Genomic DNA, 26,456 nt, shown 5'->3' with positions numbered 1-26,456 from the left:
CCTGTCGTCCTCCCGTCTCCTCGAAAGCCGAGTGGCCGGCTCCCTCTTAAAAGGACAGACCGCCGGGTCTTGACCCGGCGGTCTTGTTGTATCAATGCCTCATGCCCTTACAGCTTGTACAGCCTCAGGACGTCGGCGGAGCATTCGACAATGTCAACCGCATGGGATGCGGAGCCTGTCGTTTCACCTGTTGCTTGCTCCGGCGGCGTTTGCTCCGGAGATTGATAAGTATACTGTATCCGGCGCGCACCCTCCTGCTGCTCCCATTCTCCGGCAATCGGCACAGGTGAGTTTCCGCGCTCAGGAATGGTTCTTACAAAGGTGCCATCCGGCTTAATCTCCAGCTGCTCCCGTTCGCGGGCAGCGGCAAAGGGATAGCCGGCAGGGCGGAAGACGGTCATTCTCCCGTTGTCCTCTTCGTACGAATGCTGCCATGCACCGAATACCTCTTGCGGCATTTGTTCCAACGATATCGCCTCCTTTGATTATTTTTTGCTATATGCCAAATGGCAAGCTGAAACATACTGTCTTGTTGCAGTCAGCAGTCCTATTTATCCCTCTATATGGTGAAAATATTCACTTGTCGGAGCGTCATATCCCACTCACGATCAGGCGGAATGAACAATGATCCCGTTGTGATTTTGTTTCAGGTATATTGTACGTGGTCCGTAACTATAACAAAAAAGCAGCCTGATCCCTTAATAAAAGGCACCAGGCTACTCTGTTGATAACTGCTTTTGAAATGGTTGCAGCAAATCTTTAATTCTGATATTTAGTAAATGTAGCAATTCCCATAAATTGTATAGGAGGAATGATTGATAATAGCTAATGCATAAAGCTGATTTGTAAGCCCGGTGAATGTCAGCTGACTATTCGTATCTTTAAATTCACCGGTTCTCGTACGCGGGTCAGTCCATTTTCCATTCTCGTCCAGGAGAACATATTCGACAGTCGGTTCATTAAAGCTGTTATTATCCCATTGTGTGAAAGTAAGAGTAGCCGTGCCTGAAGAATTAGGATAGAATCGGCTATCCGATACTAAGACGGCATTACTGCCGCCGTAAGCGCCAAGTGAATAAGGCGGTACATACAGCTTCGAAGCTCTGGCTGCGAAAGGAACAGCCAAATCATAATATGGGGAGAGATCCGTCGTTTCACTTGAAACAGTGAAATTGATGGAAGCATCTTGTTCAGTCGAAATTACAGTTGGCTGTGTATCAATATCGGTTGACGGTTCATCGACATTCTGCGCGAAAGCGCTGGTGGAAAAGGAAAGAAGCATCAGACCAGAGAGAGTCAATAATTTAATAGATTTCATAATGTACCTCCCAGTTTATTATATTATGGTATGTATCGGATCGGCCCTCCTTCTCCATTATTTGGTTCTAGTGTATTATATACCATAAATAATATATATTGAAGGTTAAATAAGTAATAATATTGAATATTTTGAAATATAATGTCATGAAAAATGTAATCCGCCTATTGATCCGCCGCAATCTCCCGTGTTCCCAGCGCCTGCACAGGCCGGTTGTCATGCGGGAAAATAGCGGCGAATTTGCCGATTTGCTCCTCAGACCACTGTACCGGCTGTTCAAGAACGATCCACTGCACACCCTCGGTGCAAGGCGGTGTGGTCAGCGAGCCCTGGTAGCGGAAGGAATGAAGGTCGGAGGGAAGCAGCTTGTTCAGGTCGAATACACCCTCAACCGGTACTGCCGCTTCACTCTCTTCTTTGGGAAGCATAGCCCACAACTTGCTAAGCTCCGCATTCTCGCTGCCTTCCATGATCAGCACACCCAGTACGGCCAAGGCCCCGTCTTCGCTTTTATGCACCAGGTGCAGCTCCATCCTGGCATGCTTGCCGTCCACCTCATGCTCGCTGGGCAGATGGAAATGAAATTGCTGCAGCGTATAGGTCTTTCCTTCAAGAACGAGCCGGTTGTCCTGATTGTGCAGATTGACCTGAATTGTATGACCGTTGTTGATGATAGACACTTGCGAAGGGGCGTATTCCGGCTGAACCGGAGCCAGAGCTCCGGACGCCTTCACACTGTCCTGCACGATATTGACGGGCGACTGCGCCTTGCCGGTACTGCAGGTGGCGAACAATTCATCCAGCTCTGCCCAGTGCTCCGGTGAAGTGGCGCCCTCATAGGACCAATGGGTATGGTGAGCGCCCGCTGCAGGAGCGGGTCCTTTCCCGGCATCGGCGCTATCACTCCCCGCGTTGTCGCCGTTCACGCAGCCTGCCGCCAGGGACAGGAGCAGGATCGGGCCGAGCATCCGGTAAGCCTTTCGTTTGTCTTTCATACAGCATCCTTCTCTCTATAATATTGAATGGGCATTATTAATAATATTGTAAATACAAGGCAAATAAGATAACAAGTGAAAAAAGACTCAATGTCATGTCCGAAGACGGTCCCTGGTCCTTCCGAAAGGAGGGGCAACTTTTGAATAAATTACTGCTAGGCAAAGCGTCTTTTGGGGATTGGCGCCCCGTCCACTTTTGCTTTCGGCTGAATATGATTGCTGTAAATCCATTTCCGGAGGTGTATGGGATGAGAAGAACGGCAAAGCCTGTCCGCAAAAAGCGTCTTTCGGCAAGACCCGCAGTACCGAAACGGAGTATGGCCCGCAGAACGAGAGCGGCTGGCATTCATTTTGCGGTCATCGGCGACAGTCATGTGGGGTATGGCAACAGCTCCGCCATCTTTAAGAATCTGCTGTCCAAAGCGGTGCGCGGTGGGAACAAGCGGTTCGTGATTTTTGGCGGGGATAATACCCAGGCCGGGGCCAATCATGGTGCGCAGGCGGCAGCATATTACCAGGATTTCAAGAACACCGTCGACTCCACGCTGGGAAGTATTCCGTATAAGGCGTCGATCGGCAACTGGGAAGCCAGCACCCAGGCCTTGTTCACGCAATATTTGGGGGCGGTAACGGGGCAGCGGGATTTTCCGGGAACGCAGGGGAAGGTGAAGTATGTATGGCTGGATTGTGCGCCGGGGGCCTTCTCGGCGGACAGTCTGAAGCTGCTGCGGAATCTGGATAATCAGTACTACTATATTATTGATTTTCATTGGCCGCTGCGGGTAAGCGGCATCACCGTGGACAGCAGTCATGTGCTCAGTGCGTCCGAGACGGCGAAGTTCTTCGCGGCAATACCGGTCAAGGTCAGAGAGCGGGTACTGGCTATTTTTACACATCACGGGCATAAGTTCTACCGGAAGCTAAACAATATTTACCAAGGTTATCCCAAGACCAAATTCTTTGTCACCGGCTGCTCTGGCGATTATAAATGTAAGCCGAATGGGAGCAGGGGCTATTACAATGCTACACTCACGATTAACGGCAGCAGCTACAGCGTGGATGCCTACCGGGTGCAGGTATAGTACAGGCCGCTAAACCGCTAAAGCCGCTTTCTCCGGTGAGAAGGCCATCATCCATGCTGTAAACAGCTTCTTTGGCAAAAAAACTATCATCCATGCTGAAAAAGCCGCGCCAAGAAGGCGCGGCTTTGACTGTTAATGAAGCTTTGGATGGCGAACGACTGCCAAAGGGGTCCTAGTTGCTTTGACCCATTCAAATTGCAGGGTATAAGTGCTTTATTTTCCCTCTAGCTTGCTCGGTTATAAAGTGCCATGCACCGATTTCTAAGCCTGGTTTCGTTTCACTTCCCACACAGTCACTTCTTGCTGAAGCCGTCGTACAGGTGAAATTAGGTGGCGATTTTCCACTAACCCTGGAAAAAAGCAACATGAGAACTTTAAGGTACTGTCCTGCTTTTCGTTAGGTAAGCTTGGTTTGTGGATTATGGTCGATTATTCGCCTACGTTTGCCCTATTTACCTACACGGTAGCCCATTATGGTCGGTTTTTCGACTACATTGGGTCTGTTTTCCTCCACGGCAAGACATTATGGTCGATTATTCGCCTACGTTTGCCCTATTTACCTACACGGTAGCCCATTGTGGTCGGTTTTTCGACTACAATAGGGTTGATTAGCCGGACTGTGCTGTTTGTCGGCCTGTTCACGGGAAAGGATGTATGCGCCGACGTCCCCATTCTTACTCGCAAATAGATGGTGCATAGCTGCAATTTGCTGCGGTCAAGGTCCTAGTTGCATTTTGTACAACTAATCCGCCGGATTTGCGCGAGCATATGACTTTAGTTGTACTTGGTACATCTAAAAATTAGTGTTCGTCCGAAAAGCCGCTAATCAGGCGATTATAGTTGCAGAGAATGCAATTAAGCGGCTGAATCCCTGGATTCTGGTTCGAATAGATGTACAAAGTGCAATTAAGCGCCAGCCGTCAGCCACCAGCGATCAGCCACCAACCACCATCCATGCATCCAATCATCCAACCATCCAACCATCCAACCATACAACCATACAACCATGTTGCCTATACCATTCGATCGAGCCTGCATGTTCTCGCTCAAGGCCATCCGGTGAATCCCCTGCGTCGCTGAACATACATACTTTCGGCACGGGCATCCGGAGCAGCCACTCCCGTCACTGCACGCTCAGGTTATCCCAATTCTTCTGGAACTCCTTCAGCATGCCTTCCTTGGTCAGCTTGCCGCCGAGGTAGCCCTGGATGCTGCTGGACAGCTCATTGGGCATGCCGTTGGGCAGGCGCGACCAGTTCCAGCTCAGGGCCTGGTCTTTATCGGTATAGGCCAGCACTTCGGCGCCTAGCAGGCCGAGGTCCTCTTCGGTGCCTTCGATACTGTCAAGTGCCGGAATGAACTGGAATTCCTTGGTGATATACCGCTTGCCGGTATCCGAGGTGACCATCCAGTCCAGGAAGACCTTGGCCTCCTCCTTCACCGGGGAATTCTTGTTGATCACCCAGTTGCTGGGAACCCCAACGTAGAGCTTGTCATTGTCTTCGGCCGTGTCGTCAATCGGCATCGGGAGGATGCCAAGGTTTAGATCCGGGTCGATGCCATCGAGCTGGCCCTGGGTCCAGTTTCCCTGCTGCATCATGGCCGCTTCGCCGCTCGCCAGCATCGTGACCTGGGTATTGTAGTCGGTGGACAGCGGATTCGGATTGCCGTATTCGACCGTCAGGTCGAGCAGATCCACCCACTGGTCAAAGACCGGATCAGCCGCAAATGTCTTCGAGCCGTCGGTCAGTCCGGCGATGAAGGCGACAGGGTCGGGCTGCTGGGCAAATGCCACATTCACATTATGGTTCCCTAGCACGAACCATTCCTGGTAGCCGTTGGCGAAGGGCGTAATGCCCGCATCCTGCAATTTCTGCGCCGCTTCCCGCAGCGCACTCAGTGTCAGCGGTTTCTCGGTAATGCCGGCCTGCTGAAATAGTTCCTTATTATAAATGAAGCCGTACCCTTCGAGATTCATCGGCATACCGTAGAGCTTGCCGTCTACGGTCATCTGCTCGGCGGCCAGCGGCTTGACATCCCCCGCCCAGCTTTCGCCGCTGAGATCCTCCAGATACTCCAGCCACATATCGCGTTCATTGTTGCCGCCGATGGTGAAGATATCCGGCTCGTCGCCGGACGAGAACTTGGCGCGCAGCGAGGCGCCGTAGTCGGTGCCGCCGCCGACCGTCTGAATGTCCAGCCGGATCTCGGGATGCTCTTTCTCGAACTCCGCTTTCATGGCAGACAGCGCTTCGGCAATCTCCACCTTGAACTGGTAAATATGAACAGTTGTTACTCCATCCTCATTCCCGCCGCTGCGGCCGCAGCCGGAGAGCAGCAGGGCCGGCAGCAGGGCAGCGGTCAGGAGCCATCCACTTGTACGTCTCATCATGTCTCATCCTTTCTGTCATTTTGCCTCGCAGTGCTTATATAAGTTGAACTTCTGAAACAACAAGAGGTTTTGTCGTAACTTCGTGGAATGTTTGGACTTCCGCCCGCTGCCCGCCCCCAGATTTCATGATTTACCGTTCTTAACGGTAGAAATCCGGTGACAGCTTATGCTTCCGATGCGAGCTTTCCTACGGAAAGCTTTCAGGCGGACGCTATCGCTCCTCCAGTCCCAAACTTTCACTTCGCACTCCTACCTTTTTGTATTGTTCTTTTGTTCAACTTATATGCATCAGCCCTTGACCGAGCCCTGGGCAATCCCTTCGATAATGTACTTCTGCATTGCCAGGAAAAAGATGACGACCGGCGTAATCCCCAGCACCAGTCCCGGCAGCGCCAGATCCCACTGCTTCGTATATTGGCCGAAGAAGGTGTAGACGGCAATCGGAATCGTCCGCAGCGCCGGGTCCTGCAGAATGAGCGACGGCATCAGGTAATCGTTCCAGATCCAGAGGGTATTCAGGATGATTACAGTAACGATGATCGGCTGCATCAGCGGCAGCACAATCCGGAAGAAGGTCCCGTAAGGGCTGGTTCCGTCCACCTTGGAGGCCTCCTCCAGATCGATCGGCACCGATTTGACAAAGCCGTGGAACAGAAACACGGTCATCGGCGCACCGAAGCCCAGGTAAGCCAGGATCAGCCCGGCGGTGGAGTTCATAAAGCCAAGGCCGCTGACCACCTGCACCAGCGGAATCATAATCGCCTGAAACGGAATAACCATCGCGGCAACCAGCGCCACGTACAGGATGCGGTTGTAGAGACTGTTGTTGCGGACCATTTTATAGGCACACATGGAACAGAGGAAGGCCAGCAGCAGATTGCTGACAACGGTTACCACCAGTGAATTTACAAAAGCATGCGGAAAGCCCGTCGCATTCCAGGCCTCACGGTAGTTGCTCCATTGCAGGGCCGCCGGCAGTGCCGCTGAATCCGACAGAATCGCACCATAGGTCTTGAGCGAGTTGGCCAGCAGGAAATAGAAAGGAACCAGAAATACCAGAGCAAGCAGAATGCACAGCAGTTCAACCAGCAGCTTCGGGAGGTTCCACTTTTTTGCGGTAGTATCCATTACAGCTCCACCTCTCTTTTCTTGGTTGCCCGGACCTGCAGCATCGAGATGACGGCCACAATGATGAAGAAAATAATCGCCTTGGCCGAGCCCATTCCGAACCGGCTGATCGTGTACGCCTCATTGTAAATATTGAGCGCCACCGATTCGGTCGCCTTGAACGGCCCGCCCTTGGTCAACGCCAGGTTCAGGTCGAACACCTTGAAGGACCAGGAGATCGAGAGGAACAGGCAGACCGTGACGGCCGGCATCACCAGCGGAATTGTCACATTCATGAGTGACTGCAGCCTTCCGGCACCATCCACCTTGGAGGCTTCAAGGAGCCCCTTGGGCACATTGTTGATCGCCGAGATGTAAATGACCATGAGATAGCCGGCATTTTGCCAGACGAATACAATGACCACGGCCCAGAAGGCTGTGCTTTCCGTACCGAGCCAAGGAAGATTAAAGAAGGACCAGCCGGTGGCCGCTCCCAGCGAGGCAAAGCCCCGCACGAAAATAAACTGCCAGATAAAGCCCAGCAGCAAGCCGCCGATGACATGGGGCACGAAAAACACCGTCCGCAGCACATTGCGGGTAAACAGCTTACGCGTCAGCACATAAGCGAGCGTGAAGCCAAGCAGATTGGTTAGCACGAGGCCGAACAACGTAAATTTGGCGGTAAACCAGAACGAATTGAGAAAGGACGGATCCTTGGTGAATATATGCAGATAATTCCGCAGGCCCGCCCAAGAGGTATGCTGCGAGATGCCGTTCCAGCTGGTAAAGGAATAATACAGGCCCAGAAAGAACGGAATCAGCACGATGACAAAGAAAAACAGGGAAGTAGGCCCGACAAAAATAAACTGCTGCATCAGGCGCGATCTTTTGCTACGGTCCACCACTCTTCACCCCTTAAAGTAAAGTTACATGAAGTAAATAACATTTCATTTAATAACCGGATTGGTGATTATGCGAATCAAAGCCGGTGTGGAAACAGCTGGAAGACCCGGCTTGACAGGACCGCTGCGTGTGGGTAAGGTAGACTCGTCGGAGAATAGAAGGAGGCGTTTACAATTGTCTGAGCTGCTGGGCAAGCCGTTTGTTACGCAAATTGGCATTCTTGTTCATGACATCGAAGCAACAAGCAGGGCATACGCGGAGTTTCTGGGCGTGGACAAGCCGGAGATCGGGCTGACCGATACGGTCGATATCGCGCAGACCCGGTACAATGGTGCGCCGACGGAGGCGCGGGCGAAGCTGGCATTTTTTGATTTGGGATCGGTGCAGCTTGAATTAATTGAACCGGACCATGAGCCAAGCACCTGGCGGGATTATTTGAATGAGCATGGCGAAGGCCCGCATCATATCGCTTTTGTGGTGCAGGGTATGCAGGAGAAGATCACGCTGTTTGAAGGCAAAGGCTTCCCGCTGCAGCAGAAGGGCGAATATCCGGGCGGACGTTATGCATATATGGATACATTCAAGGACTTGAAGGTGATTATGGAGCTTTTGGAAAATGATAAAGCCTAACGATGGGGGAATCAGCCGATGAATATTCTGATAACTGGGGCGGGACGCGGGCTTGGGGTGGAGCTGGCGGCCGAAGCATTGGAGCGCGGACATAAGGTAATTGCCGGAGTCCGTACTCCGGAAGATCCGGGACCGGCCCTGACCGGGCTTGCTGATGCTTACGGCGAAGCGCTGACGATAGCCTTGCTTGATGTGCGGGATGAGGAGGGCATTGCGGCGCTGGCCGCAGGCCTGCAGGAGCAGGGAGTGGCGCTCGGCGCAATCATTAACAACGCGGCGGTGCTGACGGCTAGAGAAACGCCGATTGAGCAATTGGACTTCCAGGACATGCTGCTCACGATGGACATCAATCTGTACGGGCCGATGCGGGTGGTCAAGCACTTCCTGCCGCTGCTCACAGAGCCGGAGGCGTCGATTATCAATATCTCCTCGGAGGCAGGAAGCATTACGAATGCCTATCCGGGGGACTATCCCTATTCCATCTCCAAAACAGCGCTGAACATCTTCTCCCAGCAGCTGCATGTGTATCTGCGTGAACGCGGTGTGCATGTGCTGAGCGTACATCCGGGCTGGATGCACACGGACATGGGCGGCGCTTCCGCGCCTACCGACCCGCGCAGCAGCGCTACAGGGATTCTGGATCTGCTGGAGCAGCGCAAAGCTCCCCAGGGGCATTTCCGGTTCGTCGATTATACGGGCAAGGATATGCCGATTTAAAAATAGTATCTCCGCTGTGCCTCAGTTCCTGGAGCGAGGTTCACCCGGAGATATCGCCTGAATACAAACAGCGGCCTGCACCGGATGTCCCGGAGCAGGCCGCTGTTGCTTTAGACGGTAACTATAACGTCTGCGATGAGGCTTCCGCTGCCGAGGTACGCGAACGCTGCGGGAGCGCCAGCAGCACCAGGGCGACAGCAAACAGCAGGACGCAGAACCAATACGCATGCCGGTATCCGGCCCATTCGGCGGCGGCTCCGCCCACCAGACTGCCGGCCAGCCGGCCGATGGTAGTGGAATTGGAATACAGCGTTGAAGCATAGCCGGGCTGTTCCGGCAGAAGGTCCTGGATGTAGCTGATTCCGATTGCTGAGACGACGGCGACGAAGAACGCGAGCAGCACCTGGCCGGCAATAATGTGCCACAGCTGTGTCGATGCGAGCACCACCAGGTAGTAAATACCGCCCAGTACGATACCCCAGCACATCAGTGTGCGGTTAGAGTATTTGGCCGACAATACGCCGAGCATCAGCATCAGCGGGATTTCCAGCAGGGCGCAGATGCTGGCTACCGACGCCACGTTCTGTGTGTTGCCGTCCAGCACATTAATAATGAACAGTGAGATGTTCAGATTATTTAGCCAATGGGCGGAATACAGTAGAATCAGCACGATGAACGGAATCAGCACGCTCCGGTTGCGGTGCAGCTTGACAGGCTGGCGGGCCGCAGCGCGTTTTGCAGTTGCCGGCGGTTTGGCCCGTAAATACAGCGAGCAAGCGTTGATCAGAAAGATCAGCGCGGTGCTGATGAAGATGCCCGGGAACCCGAAATACTTGATCAGAATCGAGCCGGCCAGCGGTCCGATGATGAAGCCGAGCGAGAACATCGAGCGCAGAAATGAATTGGCAAAGGCATGATCCGAGGACCGGCTGGCGTTGACCGCTTCACGCGCACTGGCGAACAATTGCGGCATGGCCGGTGCGCCGATGGCGGTAAAGATGGTCATATACACGAGCAGAATGTAGAAATCATGGATGAACAAATAGCCGGCGAAGGCCAGGGCGTTGAACAGCATGGCGCCGACCATGAGCGTTTTGCGGTTCAAGCCGGCATCGGAGCGGCGGGCAATGATCGAGCTGAGGCCCACTCCGCTGATCAGCGTGACAGCCGTGAACAGACCGAAGGTAGCGGCAGATACGCCCAGCCTGGTCGTGAAATAAACCGCCAGGAACGGCGAACTGATGGAAATGGCCATGCCCTGCAGCATCATGGTGACGGTGAACAGGGCGTAGCCGGGAATTTGGAACAGCTTATGTATTCGTGCAAGCATAACGAATGAAATCTCCTTTTTGGCAATCGGTCAGATAGCATAATTAATACGGATGTTTTATAACCGGCAGCGTTTACCTCAATATATGGGTTACTCCGTGATACGGATGCTTTCAAGAATGAACGCTATCGTCCCTTTATAGCGGTTGTACATTTCCTTGCTCATCTCGATGCTGCCGCCCAGAGACCCGGTGTAGCCCCCGGCACTTAATTGATTATTATCGAATGCGAAATAGATGCTGATGAAATTCGTGTGTTCTTCAATGTATTGTCGCCCCTTCAAACCGCTTCCGGTTTCGAAGTCTTCTACAAGGCCCCCGTAGGGGTTATTTCGCCCTATTAATCCTAGTTGACCGAAGATGCTGATCTGCTCCTCCGGCTGGTTATCTACCGAAACCTTGATACCGGAGTCCGGCAGTCCTTCCCGATCGGCGGTGGATTCGTAATTTTCCGTGCCGAACTCTTCATAGCTCCACTCCTGCGGAAAACTGACGCCGAAGTTGAATCGCGGATTCTCGTAAATGACTACGTGGTCCGGGACAGCAGCGCCTTTGTCTGTGCTGCCTGATGAACAGCCTGCCAAACAGATACAAGCGAGCAACGGCAATGCAAGTCTGTTCAGTATACCATGTTTCATACAGGTGCTCCTCTCAACAATCTGTGACGAATAAATGAAGGTTATCAGGATGGAAAGGCTGCGGCAGGTAAAACAATAGGAGCGGCAGATGATAGCAGCAGCGCAGATGTGGCGCCGCCAAGAGGTGGGGGAGATGTTACCAGCAGCAGCGCGGCAGGTGGTGCCAAGAGGTGGGGCAGACGCTACCAGCAGCGTAGCAGGAAGTATCAAAAGGAGCGGCAAATGGTGCCAGCAGCGCGGCAACTGGTGGGGGAGGTACGGTAGGTGATAACAGCGTAAAGGCGGGCAGTATAGGAGCTGTGGCTGGTGGTCCCAGCGGGACGGCAAGTGGTATAGCGGCGGGGTTAATCGCCGCCACCGCCACCGCCGCCATCTCCGCCACCGCAATCACCGCCGCCGTGGCCGCCGTCTCCGCCGCCCCAGCCGCCGCCGTGGTCGCCATGACCGCCGCCCCAGCCGCTGTCGTGGTTGCCATGGTGACCATGATGACCATGATGACCATGGTGTCCATGATTATCTTTGTTGTCGTCCGTCCACAGCAGCGGACTTGCTCCGGCGGAGTAAAAATGGTCCGCCGTATTATCTCGTCTGCCTTTGTAGCTACCGCCGCGGCCTCCAAACCTGTCTCTGTCGCGGAGAACCCCCCGTACCATAAAGAACCCTGCTATTACCACTATCGCGACAATAAAGCCCATGCCAACCACTCCTTGAGAGAAAGTGTGAAGCTTAAGCAAGCCGATTGTACCATAATTATACATACCGATATACAACATTTGTCCGCCTTAGATGCGGAATGTATCCGATGCAGAGAATGCCGTAATGGTTCTGTGCTGGCGGGGCTGGCGGACTAAACCGACTGTTCAGAAAAATGCCCCCCGTTCCCGCAAAAATTGCCGCGGCGTGCGGCCTGTATATTTTTTGAACACCTTGGTGAAGTAGCTCTGATCGTTAAAATGCAGCCGGGTCGCGATGTCCGATAACCGGATACCGGGCAGCTCCAGCAGCCGTTTGGCCTCCTCGATCCGTTCGCGCTGGATGTAGTCGCTGACGGTGATGCCGTTCTCCTGTTTGAACTGCGAAGAGAGATAGCTTGGACTGAGTCCGGTGATACCGGCCAGCTTACTTAAGGGGATGTCCTCATACAAATGATTGAAAATATAATTCTGGCACAGTGCAGACATGCGCGACAGCTGGGTCTGGCGGCTATCCCGCACGTGGTCGGCGAAATCGCAGAGGGCGGCTATTTGTGCGATATCCACAGACTGGAGATCCTGCAGCTCCTCGATATGCTGGATATGAAAATCGCTGAGCGTATAAGCAATCTCCCAGAACAGCCCCCCGGCAATGGCAGCCCGTGTGGCGAGGGTGATGGAGGAAATCGCCAGATTTTTTTGACTCCGCAGCCGGCTTTTTTTGGAGAGCAGCCCGTAATTGTCCCCGGTAAAAGAGGCCATAGTCTGCAGCAGCCCGGCGGAATCCCCGCTGCGCACATGGCGGAACAGCTCGTTCTCCAGCGCCGGTTCATGATGCAGCCAAGTATGCTCGCGGCGGTACGATAAATCGAGATCAGGGCTTGCCGCAGTAGAACGCTCCGTCCCGGACAAGCGCACGTTCTCCAGCAGCAGCTCGCTGACAGGCAGTGCTTGTCCGGTCACAAGCGAATACAGCAGCATAGCCGCATGGTACAGTCGGGTCCGCTCGAGTACCGGCAGCTCCCGGTAGTAATGCAGCCACTCCTCCCGGCGCGATGGCGGGATGCCGAGCTCGCCAAGCCAGTGAACGGCATGCTCCGCACTTAGCGGGCTGCTTAGCGACGGGCCGATAACCAGGCAGCCGCCGCCGGAAAGGCGGAGAATAATGAAATTCTCCGCATACCCGGTGACCCGCACCAGGGGAATCCGGCCGGCCGGAGACTGCGGCGGGATGGTGCCGGCAGGTGCAGGTGACGCGCAACCGGACCCGGCGTCCAAGGACGCCTCCAGAGGTGCCGCTTGGTTAGCGTGCACTGATCCGGCTGATGTGGCCTCTTCCGGGGTGGATTGCTTCACGGCACTCCCCGCCGCTGTTTCCGGGGCCACGTGAATTACGCCTTCCACTGTGCTTTCTGCTGCAGCGTGCTGCAGCTCCGCTGACGGCCCCGTTGCCGCTTGCGCCGGGCTGCCGGTTGGAGCGGCTGCGACTTCGGCGAGCACAGCGGCGGCGCTTGTGCCCGGCCGGAATACCGGCGAGGCAGGAAGCGCCAACTGAATACCTCCGGCTTCGTCCAGCCAGAAGACCGGAATCCGGTAAGCTTCGTACATCAGCCGGCAAATATAGGGGAGATCTGCAGATAGATTTCCGTTCGGAAGCATGAGAGGGCAAGCTCCTTTTTTAGTATAAGTTATCCTAATAAAATACCAAACTTCGAAAATAAATACCATAATTCAAAAATGAATTCGTTTAGAATGGGGGGGGAAACTCTATTTTAGAGGAGGCTATTCATGACAACAGACATTAAGCAACTCCTATCGCAAATGACACTGGAAGAGAAGGCAGGACTGTGCTCCGGTCTTGACTTCTGGCATACCAAAGGCATTGAACGGCTGGGAATCCCGTCCGTAATGGTAACTGACGGTCCGCATGGCCTGCGCAAGCAACAGGAAGGCGGAGATCATCTGGGGCTGAACGACAGCGTGCCGGCTACCTGTTTTCCTTCGGCCGCCGGACTGGCCTCTTCCTGGGACCGTGAGCTGATCACCCGGGTAGGTGAAGCGCTTGGCGCGGAGTGTCAGGCCGAGAATGTCGCTGTCCTGCTGGGACCCGGCAACAACATTAAGCGGTCGCCGCTGAACGGCCGTAATTTCGAATACTTCTCGGAGGACCCTTACCTCGCAGGGGAGCTGGCGGCCAGCCACATCCAGGGCGTGCAGAGCCAGGGTGTGGGGACCTCGCTGAAGCATTTTGCCGCCAATAATCAGGAACACCGCCGGATGTCCACAGACGCCGTCATCGACGAACGGACGCTGCGGGAGATTTATCTGGCAAGCTTCGAAGGCCCGGTGAAGCAAAGCCAGCCTTGGAGCGTCATGTGCTCCTACAACCGCGTAAACGGCGTGTACGCCTCTGAAAGCGATTACCTGCTGAACCGGATTCTCCGCGAGGAATGGGGCTTCGAAGGCTTTGTCGTATCCGACTGGGGTGCAGTCAACGAACGGGTGCAGGCGCTGCAGGCCGGGCTGGAGCTGGAAATGCCGTCAAGCGCCGGGATTGGCGACGCCAAGATCGTCCAAGCCGTAGAAAGCGGTGAGCTGGCGGTCAAAACGCTGGATTTGGCTGTTGAACGGCTGCTGACCTTTATCTTCAAGAGTGTGGAGAGCCGGAAGAACGGGGCAACCTTTGACAAGGAAACGCATCACAGACTGGCGCGGGAAGTGGCGCGGGACAGCATGGTGCTGCTGAAGAACGAGAACGGCATTCTGCCGCTGCAGAAGAATGGGCGTCTGGCCATTATCGGTGAATTCGCCAAGAATCCGCGTTATCAGGGCGGCGGCAGCTCGCATGTGAATCCGACACAGCTTGACGATGCTTTTGCCGAAATGCAGGCTGCCGCCGGCGGCGTGAGCCTCGAATATGCCCAAGGCTATGAGCTGGGCAGCGACGGGGTGAACGATGCCCTGCAGCAGGCTGCGGCGGACGCGGCGGCTCGGGCGGATGCCGCAGTGCTGTTCCTGGGACTGCCGGACCGCTACGAGTCCGAAGGCTATGACCGCAGCCATCTGTCGCTGCCGGAGAACCATATTGCGCTGCTGGCGGCGGTGGCTGCCGTGCAGAGCAATGTTGTCGTCGTGCTCAGCAACGGCGCCCCGGTGGAGATGCCGTGGCTGCCGCAGACCAAGGCGGTGCTGGAAGGCTATCTGGGAGGGCAGGCCTTCGGCGGAGCAGTGGCCGACTTGCTCTTCGGTGCAGTCAGCCCCAGCGGCAAGCTGGCCGAGACCTTCCCGGTCAAGCTGAGCGACAACCCTTCGTTCCTGAATTTCCCGGGAGAAGGCGACCGGGTGGAGTACCGTGAGGGTCTGTTTGTCGGCTATCGCTATTATGACAAGAAACAAATTGAGCCGCTTTTCCCCTTCGGCTTCGGTCTGAGCTACACAAAATTCGAGTACAGCGGCCTGAAGCTGACGAAGCAGCGTATCTTGGACTCGGAGACAGTGCAGGTCTCGCTTACCGTCAAGAATACCGGTGACACTGCGGGCAAGGAAATCGTGCAGCTCTATGTCAGCGACGTGGAGAGCAGCGTCATTCGTCCGCTGCAGGAGCTGAAGGGCTTCGCCAAGCTCGCTCTGGAGCCGGGGGAAGCGCGTGAGGTCACCTTTACACTGGATAAGCGCTCGTTCGCCTATTACAATACGGCGCTGGGCGACTGGCATGTGGAGAGCGGCGTGTTCCGGATTGCCGCCGGCGCTTCGTCCCGGGACATCCGTCTTAGTACGGAGCTGGTAGTGGAGTCGCAGACGAAACTGCCGGTGCGCTTCCACCGCAATACAACCATCGGCGATCTGCTGACCCATCCGCAGACGGCGGAAGCGGCCAAGAAATACACCAGCATGTCCGGACTTGACAGCCTGATGGAGGATAACGAGGAAATGCTGCTGGCGATGATGAGATACATGCCGCTGCGCGCATTGATCGGTTTCGGCCAGGGCAGGTTCACCGAGGCCGACCTGGACGAAGATTTGCGGCAGTTCAACGCGCTGGTTACCGAAGAAGAGTAGGATACTTACCGTCCTTTTGCGGAAGACAAGGAGCTCTTGGCCGGATAACAGCTCAAGAGCTCCTCTTCGTCCACGGGCAGTGCAGGCAGACTGTCCGGTTGACGGACGGCTATATGGCTTAAGGCTGCCGCCCAAGCAGAAATTCCAGATTACGGGCAAAGACACCTCCTGCCTTCCAGTCCCGGTAGGGCTCCGGAACCGGAATACTGGCCGGATCTGCAGCTGTATCCGCAGCGGTAAGCGTGGAGGCCAGCTGCAGGAGGTCATGTATGTATTGCCGCATGCCGGAGATACAGGCGGAACCGGCGACCGGTCCGTGGCCGGGCACGATGACTGCCGCTCCCAGCGTCTCCAGCTTGTCCAGCGCGCTGAGCCAGCTGTGCGGATTGCCGTCCTGGAAGAGCGGATGATTGTCTACGGCGATGACATCGCCGGCGAAGACCAGCGAATCCGCCGGGGAATATAGGACCGTGTCGCATGCTGTATGGGCTTGTCCCAGCGATAACAGTTTAATACTGCGTTTGGAGCCGCAAATCGTTAACTGATGCTCATACGTCAGCTCCGGGTAAGTAACCGCCAGTGATTCGATGGACTCCTGTATTTCCAGCAGATATTGCCTTTCTCCTGTCAGCCGAGTATGTACGGCTGGGTTCGCTTCTGCTTCCAGCTTGGTAGAGACGGCGGCTATATCGGCTGCCAGCTTCGGCAGCAGCGGCTTCATCCGTTCCAGCCAGGCGGGCTGTGTGGCCTGCATCTCCTCGCGTGTGCGGCTTGAGGCTGTGATGACCGCACCCGGGAAATGCTGGTTGCCGCGTACGTGATCACCATGCCAATGGCTGTTAACAACATAACGCACGGGCTGGCCGCCCAGTAACCGGAGTGCCGCTTCATGCAGGTCTTTCCCGGCTTGCGGCGTATTGAAGGTGTCGAAGACCAGCGTGAAGCCGCCCATGTCGATAATGCCGGCATTGCTCATGGCACCGCCCGTCTCAGTAGCTTCTAAGGCATAAATATCATCTCCAAGCGGAATGATGCTGAAATGGCGGGACTGGAACATAATCGGAAGACCTCCTTAAGTGTGGGGAACGATGTGCATATTTTACCATCGCAGAAAATACGTGAATGCGGCAAATATCCTTTTAATTTTCTTTAGCCGCCTGTTAACGGCATTTCCCCAAATCTGCGCTTGCTTTTACTCCGGTAATTTGCTAACATACGATGTAACTTAATACGGACTGGTTCTCTAGGGTTCCGCGGCGCATTCGCCGGTCAGGTCCGAGGGAGAACGCGCAGCTTCCACAGCGGACTCTGCGTCAACACGGAGGGACAAAAGCCCGGGAGGTATCGCCAGCAATGGCGGTAACCTTCCGGGCTTTTATTTTTGCAGACCGGCGAACTTTCGAGAGGGATAAGGAGGGGCCGGCCCGGGGAAACCAGTCATAACTTCGTTATTAGGAGCAGGAGGAGAGAATATGAGTGCAAACAGCAAGGCATGGTTGACGATTATGGGTGCCGCATTCTTTGAGGTATTCTGGGTGATTGGGCTCAAGCATGCATCATCTGCGCTGGAATGGGCGGGAACTGTGGTAGCGATTATTGTCAGCTTTACGGCTCTGATATGGGCCAGCGGCCGGCTGCCGGCCGGCACAGTGTATGCCGTATTCGTCGGGCTGGGAACGGCTGGTACAGTGATTGCGGATATGGTGTGGTTCGGGGAGCCGCTGCGCGTGCTGAAGCTGGTGCTGATTGCAGTGCTGCTGGCCGGCGTCATCGGGCTGAAGCTTGCGGGCGGACATAGCACGGATGCCGAGTCAAAGGAGGTGTCTTAAATGGATTGGTTGATGCTGATTGGCGCCGGACTTTGTGAAATGGCCGGGGTCGCGATGATGGCAAAGCTGCAGAAGGACCGCAGCTTGCGGACGCTTTCGTTTCTGATTCTGGGCTTCGGCGCCAGCTTTATCCTGCTGTCGCTGGCGATGCGGACGCTGCCCATGGGGACCGCTTATGCTGTCTGGACCGGCATCGGTGCAGCCGGCGGAGCAACCCTGGGGATGCTGCTGTACGGTGAACCGCGGAACCTTCCGCGCATTCTCTGCATCACGTTGATTTTGGGTGCGGCCATCGGGCTGAAGCTGGCGGGTTAAGGAGGTTATGACATTTAGTAACAATGAAATCGTTAAAGAATTAGACAACTGTACGATGTTTTGACGGGTGTAACGTGGTAAGTATAGTTAGTATACAATCCACTCCTAAGGAGACTTCCATGATGAACAGGAATATACAGAACCGGATTACGCTGCAGGACGGGGCTTCCGTACCGAAGATTGGTCAGGGCACCTGGAATATGGGCGAGGACCCGTCCAGACGGAGCGAGGAAATAGCCGCCTTGCGGCTGGGCATTGAACTGGGCTTGAATGTCATTGATACGGCGGAAATGTACGGGGAAGGCCGCGCCGAGGAGCTGGTGGGCGAGGCAATCCGGGGCATCAGAGACGAGGTATTCCTCGTTTCCAAGGTGTATCCGCATAACGCCGGCAGGGACAATCTGGCCCGCAGCTGCGAGAACAGCCTGAAGCGGCTCGGTACCGATCATTTGGACCTGTATCTGCTGCATTGGCGCGGAAATGTTCCGCTTGCCGAGACGGTGGAAGGCATGGAAGAGCTGGTAGCCGCAGGAAAAATCGCCCGTTGGGGCGTCTCCAACCTGGATACGGAGGAGATGAAGGAGCTGGTGAATCTGCCGGGGGGCAACCGCTGCGCCGTCAACCAGGTGCTGTACCATCTCGGCTCCCGCGGCATTGAGCACGAGCTCCTGCCCTGGCAGAAGGGACGGAAAATGCCCGTGATGGCTTACTCGCCGCTCGCCCAGGCGGGCACGCTGCGCCGGGGACTCACGGAGAATGATACCGTCCGGGAGATCGCCCGCGGGCACGGGGCGACTCCGCTGCAGGTGATGCTGGCCTGGAGCATCCGCGAAGGCGAGGTTATGGCCATCCCTAAGGCGGGGGACCGCCGGCATGTGGCCGAGAATGCGGCGGCAGCGGATATCCGGCTGAGTACAGAGGAATTATGCCGGCTGGATGATGCTTTTCCCCAGCCGTCCTGGCGGGTGCCGCTGGATATGATATAAAGCGCAGCAGTGCAAACGGCTGCTAACACCAAAGAGCGGGGCTGGTTCGCAGCGGGGGCGTAAGCGCTCCCGCTTTTTTTTGGCGGAGACAGAATATTGCCGTTGTTCACTCTGTAATCTACCAGTGATCCCCCGACATCTGTTCGCCTGTATTCAGTATGTTATGGAGCACGAATAATCCACATGCTGTATAGAGGGAACAAAAAGTCTGCCAAACAGATTCCTATCCCCAGAAGAGCGACATATCTATTTTTTGTATTCATAAGACCCATTAATCCGAGAACATTGAGTTCAATCATAACCAATTTTGTACTTATAGAAGAATTAGACGTCTTTCCTTTATTTCCTTTACCTGGTTTTATCGGATGCACTCGTCCAATTGCGGATTAAACAGCACGTGAAAGTTTACTGTATAGTTTGCTATAATGAACAAATTGAATCATAACAAATTGCACTTATACTAACAGAAATAACAGGGGGTTAACCGCAACATGAACAGAATATCATTTCCCGCGGATTTTACCTGGGGTGCCGCTACGGCTGCGTATCAGATTGAAGGCGCTTATCAGGAGGACGGACGGGGCTTGTCCATTTGGGACAGCTTTGCACGGATTCCCGGCAAGGTATGGAACGGCGACAACGGAGACACGGCCTGCGACAGCTACCACCGCTATCCGGAGGATATTGCATTGATGAAGGAGCTGGGCATCAAGGCGTACCGCTTCTCCATCGCCTGGCCGCGCATCTACCCGCAGGGCACCGGAGAGGTGAACCCGCTTGGCATCCGGTATTATCACGATTTTGTGGACGCGTTGATCGAGAACGGCATTGAGCCGGTCTGTACGCTGTATCATTGGGATCTGCCGCAGGCGCTGGAGGAGCAGGGCGGCTGGCGCAGCCGCAGCACAATCGACGCCTTCGCCGGCTATTGCGAGACGGTGTTCCGCGAATTCGGCGGCAAAATCAAGCAGTGGTACACCATCAACGAGCCCTGGTGCGCTTCATTCCTGTCGCACTATTACGGCGAGCATGCCCCGGGGGATAAGGATCTGCAGACCGCGCTTAACGTAGCCCATCACCTGCTGGTGGCGCATGGGCGTGCGGTACGGCTATTCCGTGAGCTCGGGGGCGCCGGGCAGATCGGTTATGCACCGAATGCAACCTGGATGGAGCCTTACAGCACCCGCGCTGAAGATATTGCGGCCTGTGAGCGGCAGAACGGCTGGTTCATCGAATGGTTTATGGACCCGGTATTCAAGGGTGAATACCCTGCTTTTCTTGTGGAATGGTTCCGGCAGGCGGGTGCGGAATTGCACATTGAGCCCGGAGACATGGAGCTGATCAGCGAGCGGATCGACATCCTTGGCCTTAACTATTACAATGGCTCGGTGGCCCGTTATGACGGAGACGGCGGATTAATGAAGATCCGGACGGTGGATGTCGGATATGAACACACGGATATCGGCTGGCCGATTTATCCGCAGGGCTTCTACAACGTGCTGAGCCGCATTCATGAGCGGTATGGCGAGATTCCGGTCTACATCACCGAGAACGGTGCCTGCTATAACGATGAACCGGTGGACGGAGCCGTGGCGGACCAGAAGCGGATCGACTATATTCACCGCCATCTGCTTCAGCTGGACCGTGCCATCCAATCGGGCATCCCGGTCAGAGGATATTTTTCCTGGTCGCTGATGGATAATTTCGAGTGGGCCTACGGCTACTCCATGCGTTTCGGACTCATCCATGTGGATTACAAGACGCTGGCGCGGACGCCCAAGGACAGCTATTACTGGTACCAGGACGTAATCGCCCGCGGCGGAATTGAATTGGGATAACAGACGGTAACGACTCTTCCGGAATCCGGATTGAAAAATAACAACACCCCCAAGCAGCGGCTCGGGGGTGTCTTTGTCGTACAAACTCGTCGTATAACCGGCGGAACGACCTGAATCCGGCTCATGCCAAGCACCACGTTGTGGGGGGATTTGCGGGAGCAGTCTGTCAGTTCTTCCGGTCTGAACTCAGATGCTCCATCAGCATTCGTACAAAACGCTCCTGAATCCCCGGCTCCTCCGGTGCCAATGGGCTCAGGCTGAATTTCTGCAGCATGCCCATCATGGCGGTGAATATAAATTGAGCGGTATCAAGCGGATCAAGCCCTGCTCTGAGCGATCCGTCTGCAATGCCGGCTTCAATGGCTCCGGTCAGGAAGTGACGCTCTTTATTGCCGCGAATAAAGCCCTCATACCGCTCCATCAGCTCCGGCTTGGTACGGTAGGCCTCGTAGTGCAGATCGAACAGCAGAATAAACTTGATGTAATCGGGATGCTGCCGGGCGAACGCCGTCCAGGCCTCCAGCATCGAGAGCAGGTTGTCCTTACCGTTACCGGCTGTCTCCGCCTCCGTCTGTACGGCTTCCGTCATGCTTTCCAGCAGCTCCATCTGCACTTCCATGACCAGCTCATCCATGGACTGGAAGTGCTTGTAGAAGGTAACCCGGCTGACACCGGCCAGCAGGCACACCTCCTTGATGTTTACGCTCAGAAAGCTCTGCTTCATGCATAGTTCCTTGGCCGCGGCGATCAGGTCCTCGCGGTTTTTATTCTTCAGATTCTGGTGCCAGTTCTCAGTCATGGGCAGCCGTCCGTTTCTCTTGCGAATTGGGGATGTTCACCGTCAGACATAAGGCGATCATCAGAATGAATGCACCCAAAATATAGGGCGAATTGATGTGTTTGTCAAACAAAGTTCCCGCGATCACAGGACCAAGGATGTTGCCCAGACTGGTATAAGTGGTGTTCAGACCGGAAGCATACCCCTGGCGGTTCCCGGCTGCATTGGAGATCAGGGTGCTCACCGTGGGGCGCAGGAATGCATTGAAGGTGAAGAAAAGGGCGGACACGGCCAGCAGATAACCGAGGTTCACGCGGACCAGCATCAGCAGAAGGGCGACAGCAGTCATGATGAGTGAGAGCCGGATCAGATGCTTCTCGCCGAACCGCTTGATGAATTTATCGAGCAGCCACACCTGTACGATGATCCCGATTACAGCACTGAGTGTGATGATCAGCGAGATTCTTCCGGCCCCAAGGCCGTACTTTCGCTCGACGAACAGGGCGTACACCGTCTCATAATTGACCAGACCGAAGGTCATAACGAGAATAAGCAGCAGATAGCGGAAATAAGGTGTCCGGAAGGAGTCGATGAGCGGCTTCAGGAGCGGCTGTCTGCCGGAGGCCTGGCTGCGGGCGGTCCGGTGCTCGGGCTTCAGCGTCTCCGGCATGAACAGTGTCAGAATCGTAGCGACCAGTCCCAATCCGGCGGCAAAATAATACGGAACCCGCAGGCCGAATTCGGCGATGATACCGCCCAGCCCGGGGCCCAGCACCATGCCCAGGTTCATGGCCGCGCCCAGGTAGCCCATGCCTTTGGCCCGTGTATCGGGAGTTGTGATGTCTGCCACATACGCCATGTTGGCGGGGACCATGATCCCCACGCCCATGCCGCCGATGAACCGGGCCAGATACAAGAGGGGCAACGTGTGCGAAGCGGCGAAGATGAGATCGGACAGTACGGTCAGAAACAGGCCGGCCACGATCAGCTTCTTGCGCCCCCAGCGGTCCGAGAGCTGTCCGCCGACCGGGGAGAAGATGAACTGGGCGGCGCCGAAGGCGGCAACCAGATAACCGGCGGCGGTACCTCCCGCATCGAACTGCTTCAGATAATCCGGGAGGATGGGGATCACCATACCCTGACCCAGCAGGGCGATGAACAGGTTGAGCATCAGAATAAATAGCGGGAACTGGATGGAACGGGACAATGGGCGGGACATGACTTCTCTCCTTGTTTACACTGTGTAATCAATTACATAATGTAAACTATAATAGCGTAAGACGCGGTTCTCGTAAAGCACGGACTAGCCGAACCGGCCTGGCTAAGACTGGTCAAGGTAGGCAGAGAGCCGTTCTATGCAGCCAATTCGGCGATGCAAAAACACTAACGTACAGGTGGAATTAGGTGGCGATTTTCCACTAACCCTGCACAAGAGCATCATGAGAACTTCAAGGTACTGTCCTGCTTTTCGTTAGGTGAGCTTGGCTTTTGGATTGTGGTCGATTTTTCGCCTACATTTGCCCTGTTTCCCTTCACTGCAGCCCATTGTGGTCGGTTTTTCGACTACATTGGGCCTGTTTTCCTCCAGGGCAAGACATTGTGGTCGATTTTTCGCCTACATTTGCCCTGTTTATCTTCACTGCAGCCCATTGTGGTCGGTTTTTCGACTACAGTAGGATGGATTAGCCGGAATGTGCTGTTTGTCGGCCTGTTCACGGAAAAGGGATGCAGGTGCGGACGTCCCCAGTTTTACTCGCAAATAGATGATGCATAGCTTCAATTTGATGCGGTCAAGGTACTAGTACATGGCAGTAAGAGAAGTACAGAAGAAGTACAGTAGAAGTGCAGTAGAAGTACAGAAGAAGTACAGAAGAAGTACAGAAGAAGTATAAAACAGTGCAGAGCAGCAAAGGCAGTTTTGGTTTGCCCGCTGCGCAGTCCGGATCAAGGCAATGATGCCTGATCCGGACTGGTTCAGCATGCAGCGAAGATTACGGCTTCGGCAACGGCAGCCAGACGGCGTCCGGAGAAGTCGGAGCACGGCTGCCGCCGACCGGCTCGACGGTCAGCGCGAAATTCTCGGCATCGCCAAGCTGGCCGTCCTTGATGTACAGATGGCCCTTGGCGGCTTCAATCCGCAGGAGACCCAGCGGATCGCGGCGGCCGTTCTTGATCATCCATGCCTGCAGCGACAGCTTGTCGCTCAGCGCGATATCGTCAATCAGCACGAACAGCTCACCGGAATCCCCGTTGTACCAGACATTGCCGGAGAACTGGTCCCGGCCCGCCCGGTCCAGGGCGTAGGAGACCGTCTCCGGTCGGCTCATAACGGCGAGCGCCTGCGGCTCGTAGCTGCTGACATAGCGCGTGCGCTCGGCGCTGCTGTCTTCCGGGCTGTACAGTCCGCGCAGCAGGAGGAACAGGGCACCGCACAGGATAAGTGCCGCTGCTCCCCCGCGGTACAGCGTCCAGCGGTTCCTCAGGCGCCGCCGCCAGCCGATATAGCGGACGCGCAGCCGCAGGCTCTTCCTTACCGCGCCGGATGGCATGGGCAGAGACGCCGGTGTCCGGTCTTGGTTGCCGCCGGCAGTCTGCCGGCTCCCTTCGGCACTATACCCGGCCGCACCGCTCCCAGCCGCACCGCTCCCAGCCGCACCGCTCCCAGCCGCACCGCTCCCCGTCACGCCCCTTCCCGCCACGCCGCTCCTGCCTTCCGTTAAGCCAGACGGCTCCAGCAGCGGCCGCCAGGTGCGAACGGTTGCGGCGCATGCCGGACAATCCTCCAGATGCTGCTGCATCCGCTGCTGCCGGTCTCCGGCAAACGCTCCCTCAATCCAGTCAATCCATTCCTCTTCGCTGTAATGGCGGACAGGAAAAGGTTCAATTTTGCCGTTTACGCTCCGGTTCATGCGGTTCCCCTCCTTCCGGCTGCTCGATCCAGCCCTGCTTGATCAGTTGCTTGCGCATATTGGTAATTCCGTATTTGATCCATGATTTGACGGTCCCCAAGGGGACGCTCCACGATTCCGCCAGCTCCTGATGGGTATGCGCGGCAAAATAGGAGCCGAGAATGGCCCGCTTCTGGTTGGCGGGCAGGCTCTGCAGTGCCGAGCCGAGCGCTTCGCGCTGCAGCCTGCCGAGGGCGGCCTCCTCCTGTCCGGGGACGGACTCGTCCTGCCGGAGCGCGTCCGGATCGGCCAGCGGCTCGGCTCTGGACCTGCGGCGCTGCCGGTCGATGCAGCGGCTGCGCGTCATTACCGCGAGCCAGGCCCTGAGCGAGCCGCGCTGCGGATCATAGGTCTTACCCCGCCGCAGCACCTCCAGAAAGATGTCGTGGCATATGTCTTCCGCCTCCATCCTGTCCTGTGTCTGGCGGTAGGCGATCTGCATTACATAAGGAGCATAGCAGGCATAGAACTCGTCAAAGGCATCGGTGGAGCCGTCGCACATCTGGACGAGGATTGCTGCCATTCTCTCATTGCCGGATTCCATTGTGTTCACGTCGCGTTTAATTCCTCCTTAATTCCGCCGGGTGAGTCCTCCTTCTTTTTTTGTACCACTTCCGGCCGGATTTTTAAAGCGGCATAAAAATATATTTCGGAGTGTAAATCCAGGACGGTTCTCCGTGCGTATCTCTTTTCGGATAAACCATGAAGGAGGAATTTATTATGCATTCCATGCGCATCACATTCCGCAAGCCGCTGGCCCTGGTGCTTATTGCGCTGCTTGCAATGGTCTCCGGCTCCGGTTTCGGTCTGTCGAAAGCGGCTGCCGCCGGAGCGGTCGAGCTCTACACCCCGTACATCGAGCTGTCGGCTGCACCGGGCGAGGCCATCACCTATCCGATCGATGTAATCAATCACGGAGGTTCCACTGCCGAAGTAAGCCTGGCTGTTCAGGCGGGCGGGAATGACTGGAAATATGAGCTGACCGCCGGAGGACGGCAGGTGCAGCAGCTCGCGGTCAAAGCGGGAGAGTCGCAAAGCGTCTCGCTCCAGCTTGAGGTGCCGCTTGAAATCAACAAGGGCAGCTATGCCTTTGCTGTAGCGGCTCCGGGACAGGATACACTGGGCCTGAAGGTCAACGTCTCCGAACAGGGTACGTTCAAAAGCGAGCTGACCGTCGATCAGGCCAACATGCTGGGCCATTCCGATACGACCTTTACATACAGCGCGGTGCTGCACAACCGCACGGCCCAGAAGCAGTCTTACGCCTTGTCCGCGCAGGCGGATGCAGGCTGGGATGTACGGTTCAAGGCGGACGGAAGCAGTGTAACCTCCGTCGAGATTGAGGCCGGCGCAGAGAAGACCATCAGCATCGAGGCCCAGCCGCCGGAGCAGGTGAAGGCGGGCACCTACAAAATACCGGTAACCGCTTCGTCGCCGTCGGCCAGCACCGGGGCCGAGCTGGAGGCAGTGGTATCGGGCACCTATGGCATCCAGCTCAGCACATCGGATAACCTGCTCAGCACCGATATCAAGGCAGGCGGAGAACGGCGGATCAATCTCGTGATCACCAACACCGGCAGCGCCCCGCTGGAGGACATCAGCCTGAGCTCGTCCGGTACGCCTTCCGGCTGGGAGGTATCCTTCGATCCGTCGACGGTCCGCTCCATTGAGCCGGGTGCAACGGCATCGGCGCAAGCGGTGATCAAATCGAGCGATAATTCGCTGCCCGGGGATTATGTGGTCAGCCTGAGCGCCTCTTCGCCATCCAAATCGGCTGCTGCCGACCTGCGCGTTACAGTGAAGACCTCGGTGCTCTGGGGCTGGATCGGCGTGCTGATTATCGCCGCTGTGGCGGGCGGCATCTATTACCTGTTCCGCAGATTCGGGAGACGGTGAGGCGT

24 protein-coding genes and 1 riboswitch are annotated in these 26,456 nt (G+C 55.7%); of the genes, 9 read left to right on the top strand and 15 right to left on the bottom strand.

From position 1 onward, the window contains the following. Positions 1-107 precede the first annotated feature (107 nt). The 3 genes from F1379_RS24795 to F1379_RS24785 all read right to left on the bottom strand — a co-directional run bounded on the left by F1379_RS24795 (position 108) and on the right by F1379_RS24785 (position 2,313). Complete coding sequence (locus F1379_RS24795; protein ID WP_150275105.1) at positions 108-467, bottom strand: hypothetical protein; 360 nt, start codon at positions 465-467, stop codon at positions 108-110. Between the two features lie 305 nt (positions 468-772). After that, positions 773-1,318: a hypothetical protein gene (locus F1379_RS24790; protein ID WP_150275102.1), complete on the bottom strand. Its 546-nt coding sequence runs from the start codon at positions 1,316-1,318 to the stop codon at positions 773-775. Positions 1,319-1,482: 164 nt separating this feature from the next. After that, complete coding sequence (locus F1379_RS24785) at positions 1,483-2,313, bottom strand: carbonic anhydrase (protein WP_150275100.1); 831 nt, start codon at positions 2,311-2,313, stop codon at positions 1,483-1,485. 248 nt (positions 2,314-2,561) lie between these two features. Between F1379_RS24785 and F1379_RS24780 the strand changes: the two genes are divergently transcribed. Next, positions 2,562-3,395 carry a metallophosphoesterase family protein gene (locus F1379_RS24780; protein ID WP_150275098.1) on the top strand — a complete coding sequence of 278 codons (834 nt, stop codon included), beginning with the start codon at positions 2,562-2,564 and terminating at the stop codon, positions 3,393-3,395. Positions 3,396-4,518: 1,123 nt separating this feature from the next. Here F1379_RS24780 and F1379_RS24775 read toward each other — a convergent pair. From F1379_RS24775 to F1379_RS24765, 3 genes are all read right to left on the bottom strand, one after another. Then, positions 4,519-5,784 carry an ABC transporter substrate-binding protein gene (locus tag F1379_RS24775; RefSeq protein WP_150275096.1) on the bottom strand — a complete coding sequence of 422 codons (1,266 nt, stop codon included), beginning with the start codon at positions 5,782-5,784 and terminating at the stop codon, positions 4,519-4,521. A gap of 291 nt (positions 5,785-6,075) precedes the next feature. Continuing rightward, on the bottom strand, positions 6,076-6,915 hold the full coding sequence (locus F1379_RS24770) for a carbohydrate ABC transporter permease (protein ID WP_150275094.1): 840 nt from the start codon (positions 6,913-6,915) through the stop codon (positions 6,076-6,078). After that, the gene (locus tag F1379_RS24765; RefSeq protein ID WP_150275092.1) at positions 6,915-7,796 is read right to left on the bottom strand and encodes a carbohydrate ABC transporter permease; all 882 of its coding nucleotides are present in this window, start codon (positions 7,794-7,796) and stop codon (positions 6,915-6,917) included. Before F1379_RS24765 ends, F1379_RS24770 begins: the two co-directional genes overlap by 1 nt. Before the next feature lie 175 nt (positions 7,797-7,971). On the opposite strand from F1379_RS24765, the gene F1379_RS24760 reads away from it, so the two are divergent. Further along, positions 7,972-8,427, top strand: coding sequence for a VOC family protein (locus F1379_RS24760; protein ID WP_239004799.1), 456 nt, complete (start codon positions 7,972-7,974; stop codon positions 8,425-8,427). An 18-nt stretch (positions 8,428-8,445) separates the two neighbouring features. Then, positions 8,446-9,144 (top strand): SDR family oxidoreductase, encoded by a 699-nt coding sequence (locus F1379_RS24755; RefSeq protein WP_150275088.1) that lies wholly within the window; start codon positions 8,446-8,448, stop codon positions 9,142-9,144. 121 nt (positions 9,145-9,265) lie between these two features. Here the strand turns inward: F1379_RS24755 and F1379_RS24750 are convergent, their stop codons facing one another. From F1379_RS24750 to F1379_RS24735, 4 genes are all read right to left on the bottom strand, one after another. Further along, on the bottom strand, positions 9,266-10,474 hold the full coding sequence (locus F1379_RS24750; RefSeq protein WP_150275085.1) for a sugar efflux transporter: 1,209 nt from the start codon (positions 10,472-10,474) through the stop codon (positions 9,266-9,268). 90 nt (positions 10,475-10,564) lie between these two features. Next, on the bottom strand, positions 10,565-11,110 hold the full coding sequence (locus F1379_RS24745) for a hypothetical protein (RefSeq protein ID WP_150275083.1): 546 nt from the start codon (positions 11,108-11,110) through the stop codon (positions 10,565-10,567). A 344-nt stretch (positions 11,111-11,454) separates the two neighbouring features. Continuing rightward, positions 11,455-11,805 carry a hypothetical protein gene (locus tag F1379_RS24740; RefSeq protein WP_150275081.1) on the bottom strand — a complete coding sequence of 117 codons (351 nt, stop codon included), beginning with the start codon at positions 11,803-11,805 and terminating at the stop codon, positions 11,455-11,457. A 165-nt stretch (positions 11,806-11,970) separates the two neighbouring features. Next, positions 11,971-13,461: a helix-turn-helix domain-containing protein gene (locus F1379_RS24735; protein WP_162551279.1), complete on the bottom strand. Its 1,491-nt coding sequence runs from the start codon at positions 13,459-13,461 to the stop codon at positions 11,971-11,973. Positions 13,462-13,590: 129 nt separating this feature from the next. Between F1379_RS24735 and F1379_RS24730 the strand changes: the two genes are divergently transcribed. Then, complete coding sequence (locus tag F1379_RS24730) at positions 13,591-15,861, top strand: glycoside hydrolase family 3 C-terminal domain-containing protein (RefSeq protein ID WP_150275076.1); 2,271 nt, start codon at positions 13,591-13,593, stop codon at positions 15,859-15,861. 118 nt (positions 15,862-15,979) lie between these two features. Here the strand turns inward: F1379_RS24730 and F1379_RS24725 are convergent, their stop codons facing one another. After that, a complete protein-coding gene (locus F1379_RS24725) occupies positions 15,980-16,918 on the bottom strand; it encodes an MBL fold metallo-hydrolase (protein WP_150275074.1) in 939 nt (312 codons plus the stop codon). A 175-nt stretch (positions 16,919-17,093) separates the two neighbouring features. Beyond that, positions 17,094-17,204, top strand: a riboswitch (guanidine-I (ykkC/yxkD leader). A 129-nt stretch (positions 17,205-17,333) separates the two neighbouring features. Here F1379_RS24725 and F1379_RS24720 point away from each other — a divergent pair. The 4 genes from F1379_RS24720 to F1379_RS24705 all read left to right on the top strand — a co-directional run bounded on the left by F1379_RS24720 (position 17,334) and on the right by F1379_RS24705 (position 20,829). Then, positions 17,334-17,690 (top strand): DMT family transporter, encoded by a 357-nt coding sequence (locus tag F1379_RS24720; RefSeq protein WP_150275071.1) that lies wholly within the window; start codon positions 17,334-17,336, stop codon positions 17,688-17,690. Beyond that, entirely contained in the window at positions 17,691-18,005 is a 315-nt protein-coding gene (locus F1379_RS24715) for a DMT family transporter (protein WP_150275069.1), read from the top strand. Positions 18,006-18,124: 119 nt separating this feature from the next. Continuing rightward, positions 18,125-18,991, top strand: a complete 867-nt coding sequence (locus F1379_RS24710) for an aldo/keto reductase (protein ID WP_420850531.1) — start codon at positions 18,125-18,127, stop codon at positions 18,989-18,991. A 491-nt stretch (positions 18,992-19,482) separates the two neighbouring features. Next, a complete protein-coding gene (locus tag F1379_RS24705) occupies positions 19,483-20,829 on the top strand; it encodes a GH1 family beta-glucosidase (RefSeq protein ID WP_150275065.1) in 1,347 nt (448 codons plus the stop codon). 166 nt (positions 20,830-20,995) lie between these two features. Here the strand turns inward: F1379_RS24705 and F1379_RS24700 are convergent, their stop codons facing one another. From F1379_RS24700 to F1379_RS24680, 4 genes are all read right to left on the bottom strand, one after another. Beyond that, positions 20,996-21,628 carry a TetR/AcrR family transcriptional regulator gene (locus tag F1379_RS24700; RefSeq protein WP_150275063.1) on the bottom strand — a complete coding sequence of 211 codons (633 nt, stop codon included), beginning with the start codon at positions 21,626-21,628 and terminating at the stop codon, positions 20,996-20,998. Then, positions 21,621-22,826, bottom strand: a complete 1,206-nt coding sequence (locus F1379_RS24695) for an MFS transporter (RefSeq protein WP_150275061.1) — start codon at positions 22,824-22,826, stop codon at positions 21,621-21,623. The genes F1379_RS24700 and F1379_RS24695 overlap by 8 nt, the downstream gene beginning before the upstream one ends. A 772-nt stretch (positions 22,827-23,598) precedes the next feature. Then, positions 23,599-24,516, bottom strand: coding sequence for an anti-sigma factor (locus F1379_RS29905; protein WP_162551278.1), 918 nt, complete (start codon positions 24,514-24,516; stop codon positions 23,599-23,601). Beyond that, on the bottom strand, positions 24,488-25,099 hold the full coding sequence (locus F1379_RS24680) for an RNA polymerase sigma factor (RefSeq protein ID WP_150275156.1): 612 nt from the start codon (positions 25,097-25,099) through the stop codon (positions 24,488-24,490). Before F1379_RS24680 ends, F1379_RS29905 begins: the two co-directional genes overlap by 29 nt. Before the next feature lie 176 nt (positions 25,100-25,275). Between F1379_RS24680 and F1379_RS24675 the strand changes: the two genes are divergently transcribed. Further along, complete coding sequence (locus F1379_RS24675; RefSeq protein ID WP_239004798.1) at positions 25,276-26,451, top strand: COG1470 family protein; 1,176 nt, start codon at positions 25,276-25,278, stop codon at positions 26,449-26,451. Positions 26,452-26,456 lie beyond the last annotated feature (5 nt).

This window comes from Paenibacillus tepidiphilus (genome assembly GCF_008635795.1).
Classification (GTDB): Bacteria; Bacillota; Bacilli; order Paenibacillales; family Paenibacillaceae; genus Paenibacillus_AQ; species Paenibacillus_AQ tepidiphilus.
The sequence above is the reverse complement of the archived record's forward strand: the minus strand, read 5'-3'. Positions and strand labels throughout refer to the sequence as shown.

Coding starts and splice junctions, on each gene's coding strand:
- F1379_RS24790 (WP_150275102.1), bottom strand. CDS start 1,318: ATGAAATCTATTAAATTATTGACTCTCTCTGGTCTGATGCTTCTTTCC.
- F1379_RS24785 (WP_150275100.1), bottom strand. CDS start 2,313: ATGAAAGACAAACGAAAGGCTTACCGGATGCTCGGCCCGATCCTGCTC.
- F1379_RS24780 (WP_150275098.1), top strand. CDS start 2,562: ATGAGAAGAACGGCAAAGCCTGTCCGCAAAAAGCGTCTTTCGGCAAGA.
- F1379_RS24775 (WP_150275096.1), bottom strand. CDS start 5,784: ATGAGACGTACAAGTGGATGGCTCCTGACCGCTGCCCTGCTGCCGGCC.
- F1379_RS24770 (WP_150275094.1), bottom strand. CDS start 6,915: ATGGATACTACCGCAAAAAAGTGGAACCTCCCGAAGCTGCTGGTTGAA.
- F1379_RS24755 (WP_150275088.1), top strand. CDS start 8,446: ATGAATATTCTGATAACTGGGGCGGGACGCGGGCTTGGGGTGGAGCTG.
- F1379_RS24750 (WP_150275085.1), bottom strand. CDS start 10,474: ATGCTTGCACGAATACATAAGCTGTTCCAAATTCCCGGCTACGCCCTG.
- F1379_RS24745 (WP_150275083.1), bottom strand. CDS start 11,110: ATGAAACATGGTATACTGAACAGACTTGCATTGCCGTTGCTCGCTTGT.
- F1379_RS24740 (WP_150275081.1), bottom strand. CDS start 11,805: ATGGGCTTTATTGTCGCGATAGTGGTAATAGCAGGGTTCTTTATGGTA.
- F1379_RS24735 (WP_162551279.1), bottom strand. CDS start 13,461: ATGCTTCCGAACGGAAATCTATCTGCAGATCTCCCCTATATTTGCCGG.
- F1379_RS24730 (WP_150275076.1), top strand. CDS start 13,591: ATGACAACAGACATTAAGCAACTCCTATCGCAAATGACACTGGAAGAG.
- F1379_RS24725 (WP_150275074.1), bottom strand. CDS start 16,918: ATGTTCCAGTCCCGCCATTTCAGCATCATTCCGCTTGGAGATGATATT.
- F1379_RS24720 (WP_150275071.1), top strand. CDS start 17,334: ATGAGTGCAAACAGCAAGGCATGGTTGACGATTATGGGTGCCGCATTC.
- F1379_RS24715 (WP_150275069.1), top strand. CDS start 17,691: ATGGATTGGTTGATGCTGATTGGCGCCGGACTTTGTGAAATGGCCGGG.
- F1379_RS24710 (WP_420850531.1), top strand. CDS start 18,125: ATGATGAACAGGAATATACAGAACCGGATTACGCTGCAGGACGGGGCT.
- F1379_RS24705 (WP_150275065.1), top strand. CDS start 19,483: ATGAACAGAATATCATTTCCCGCGGATTTTACCTGGGGTGCCGCTACG.
- F1379_RS24700 (WP_150275063.1), bottom strand. CDS start 21,628: ATGACTGAGAACTGGCACCAGAATCTGAAGAATAAAAACCGCGAGGAC.
- F1379_RS24695 (WP_150275061.1), bottom strand. CDS start 22,826: ATGTCCCGCCCATTGTCCCGTTCCATCCAGTTCCCGCTATTTATTCTG.
- F1379_RS29905 (WP_162551278.1), bottom strand. CDS start 24,516: ATGAACCGGAGCGTAAACGGCAAAATTGAACCTTTTCCTGTCCGCCAT.
- F1379_RS24680 (WP_150275156.1), bottom strand. CDS start 25,099: ATGGAATCCGGCAATGAGAGAATGGCAGCAATCCTCGTCCAGATGTGC.
- F1379_RS24675 (WP_239004798.1), top strand. CDS start 25,276: ATGCATTCCATGCGCATCACATTCCGCAAGCCGCTGGCCCTGGTGCTT.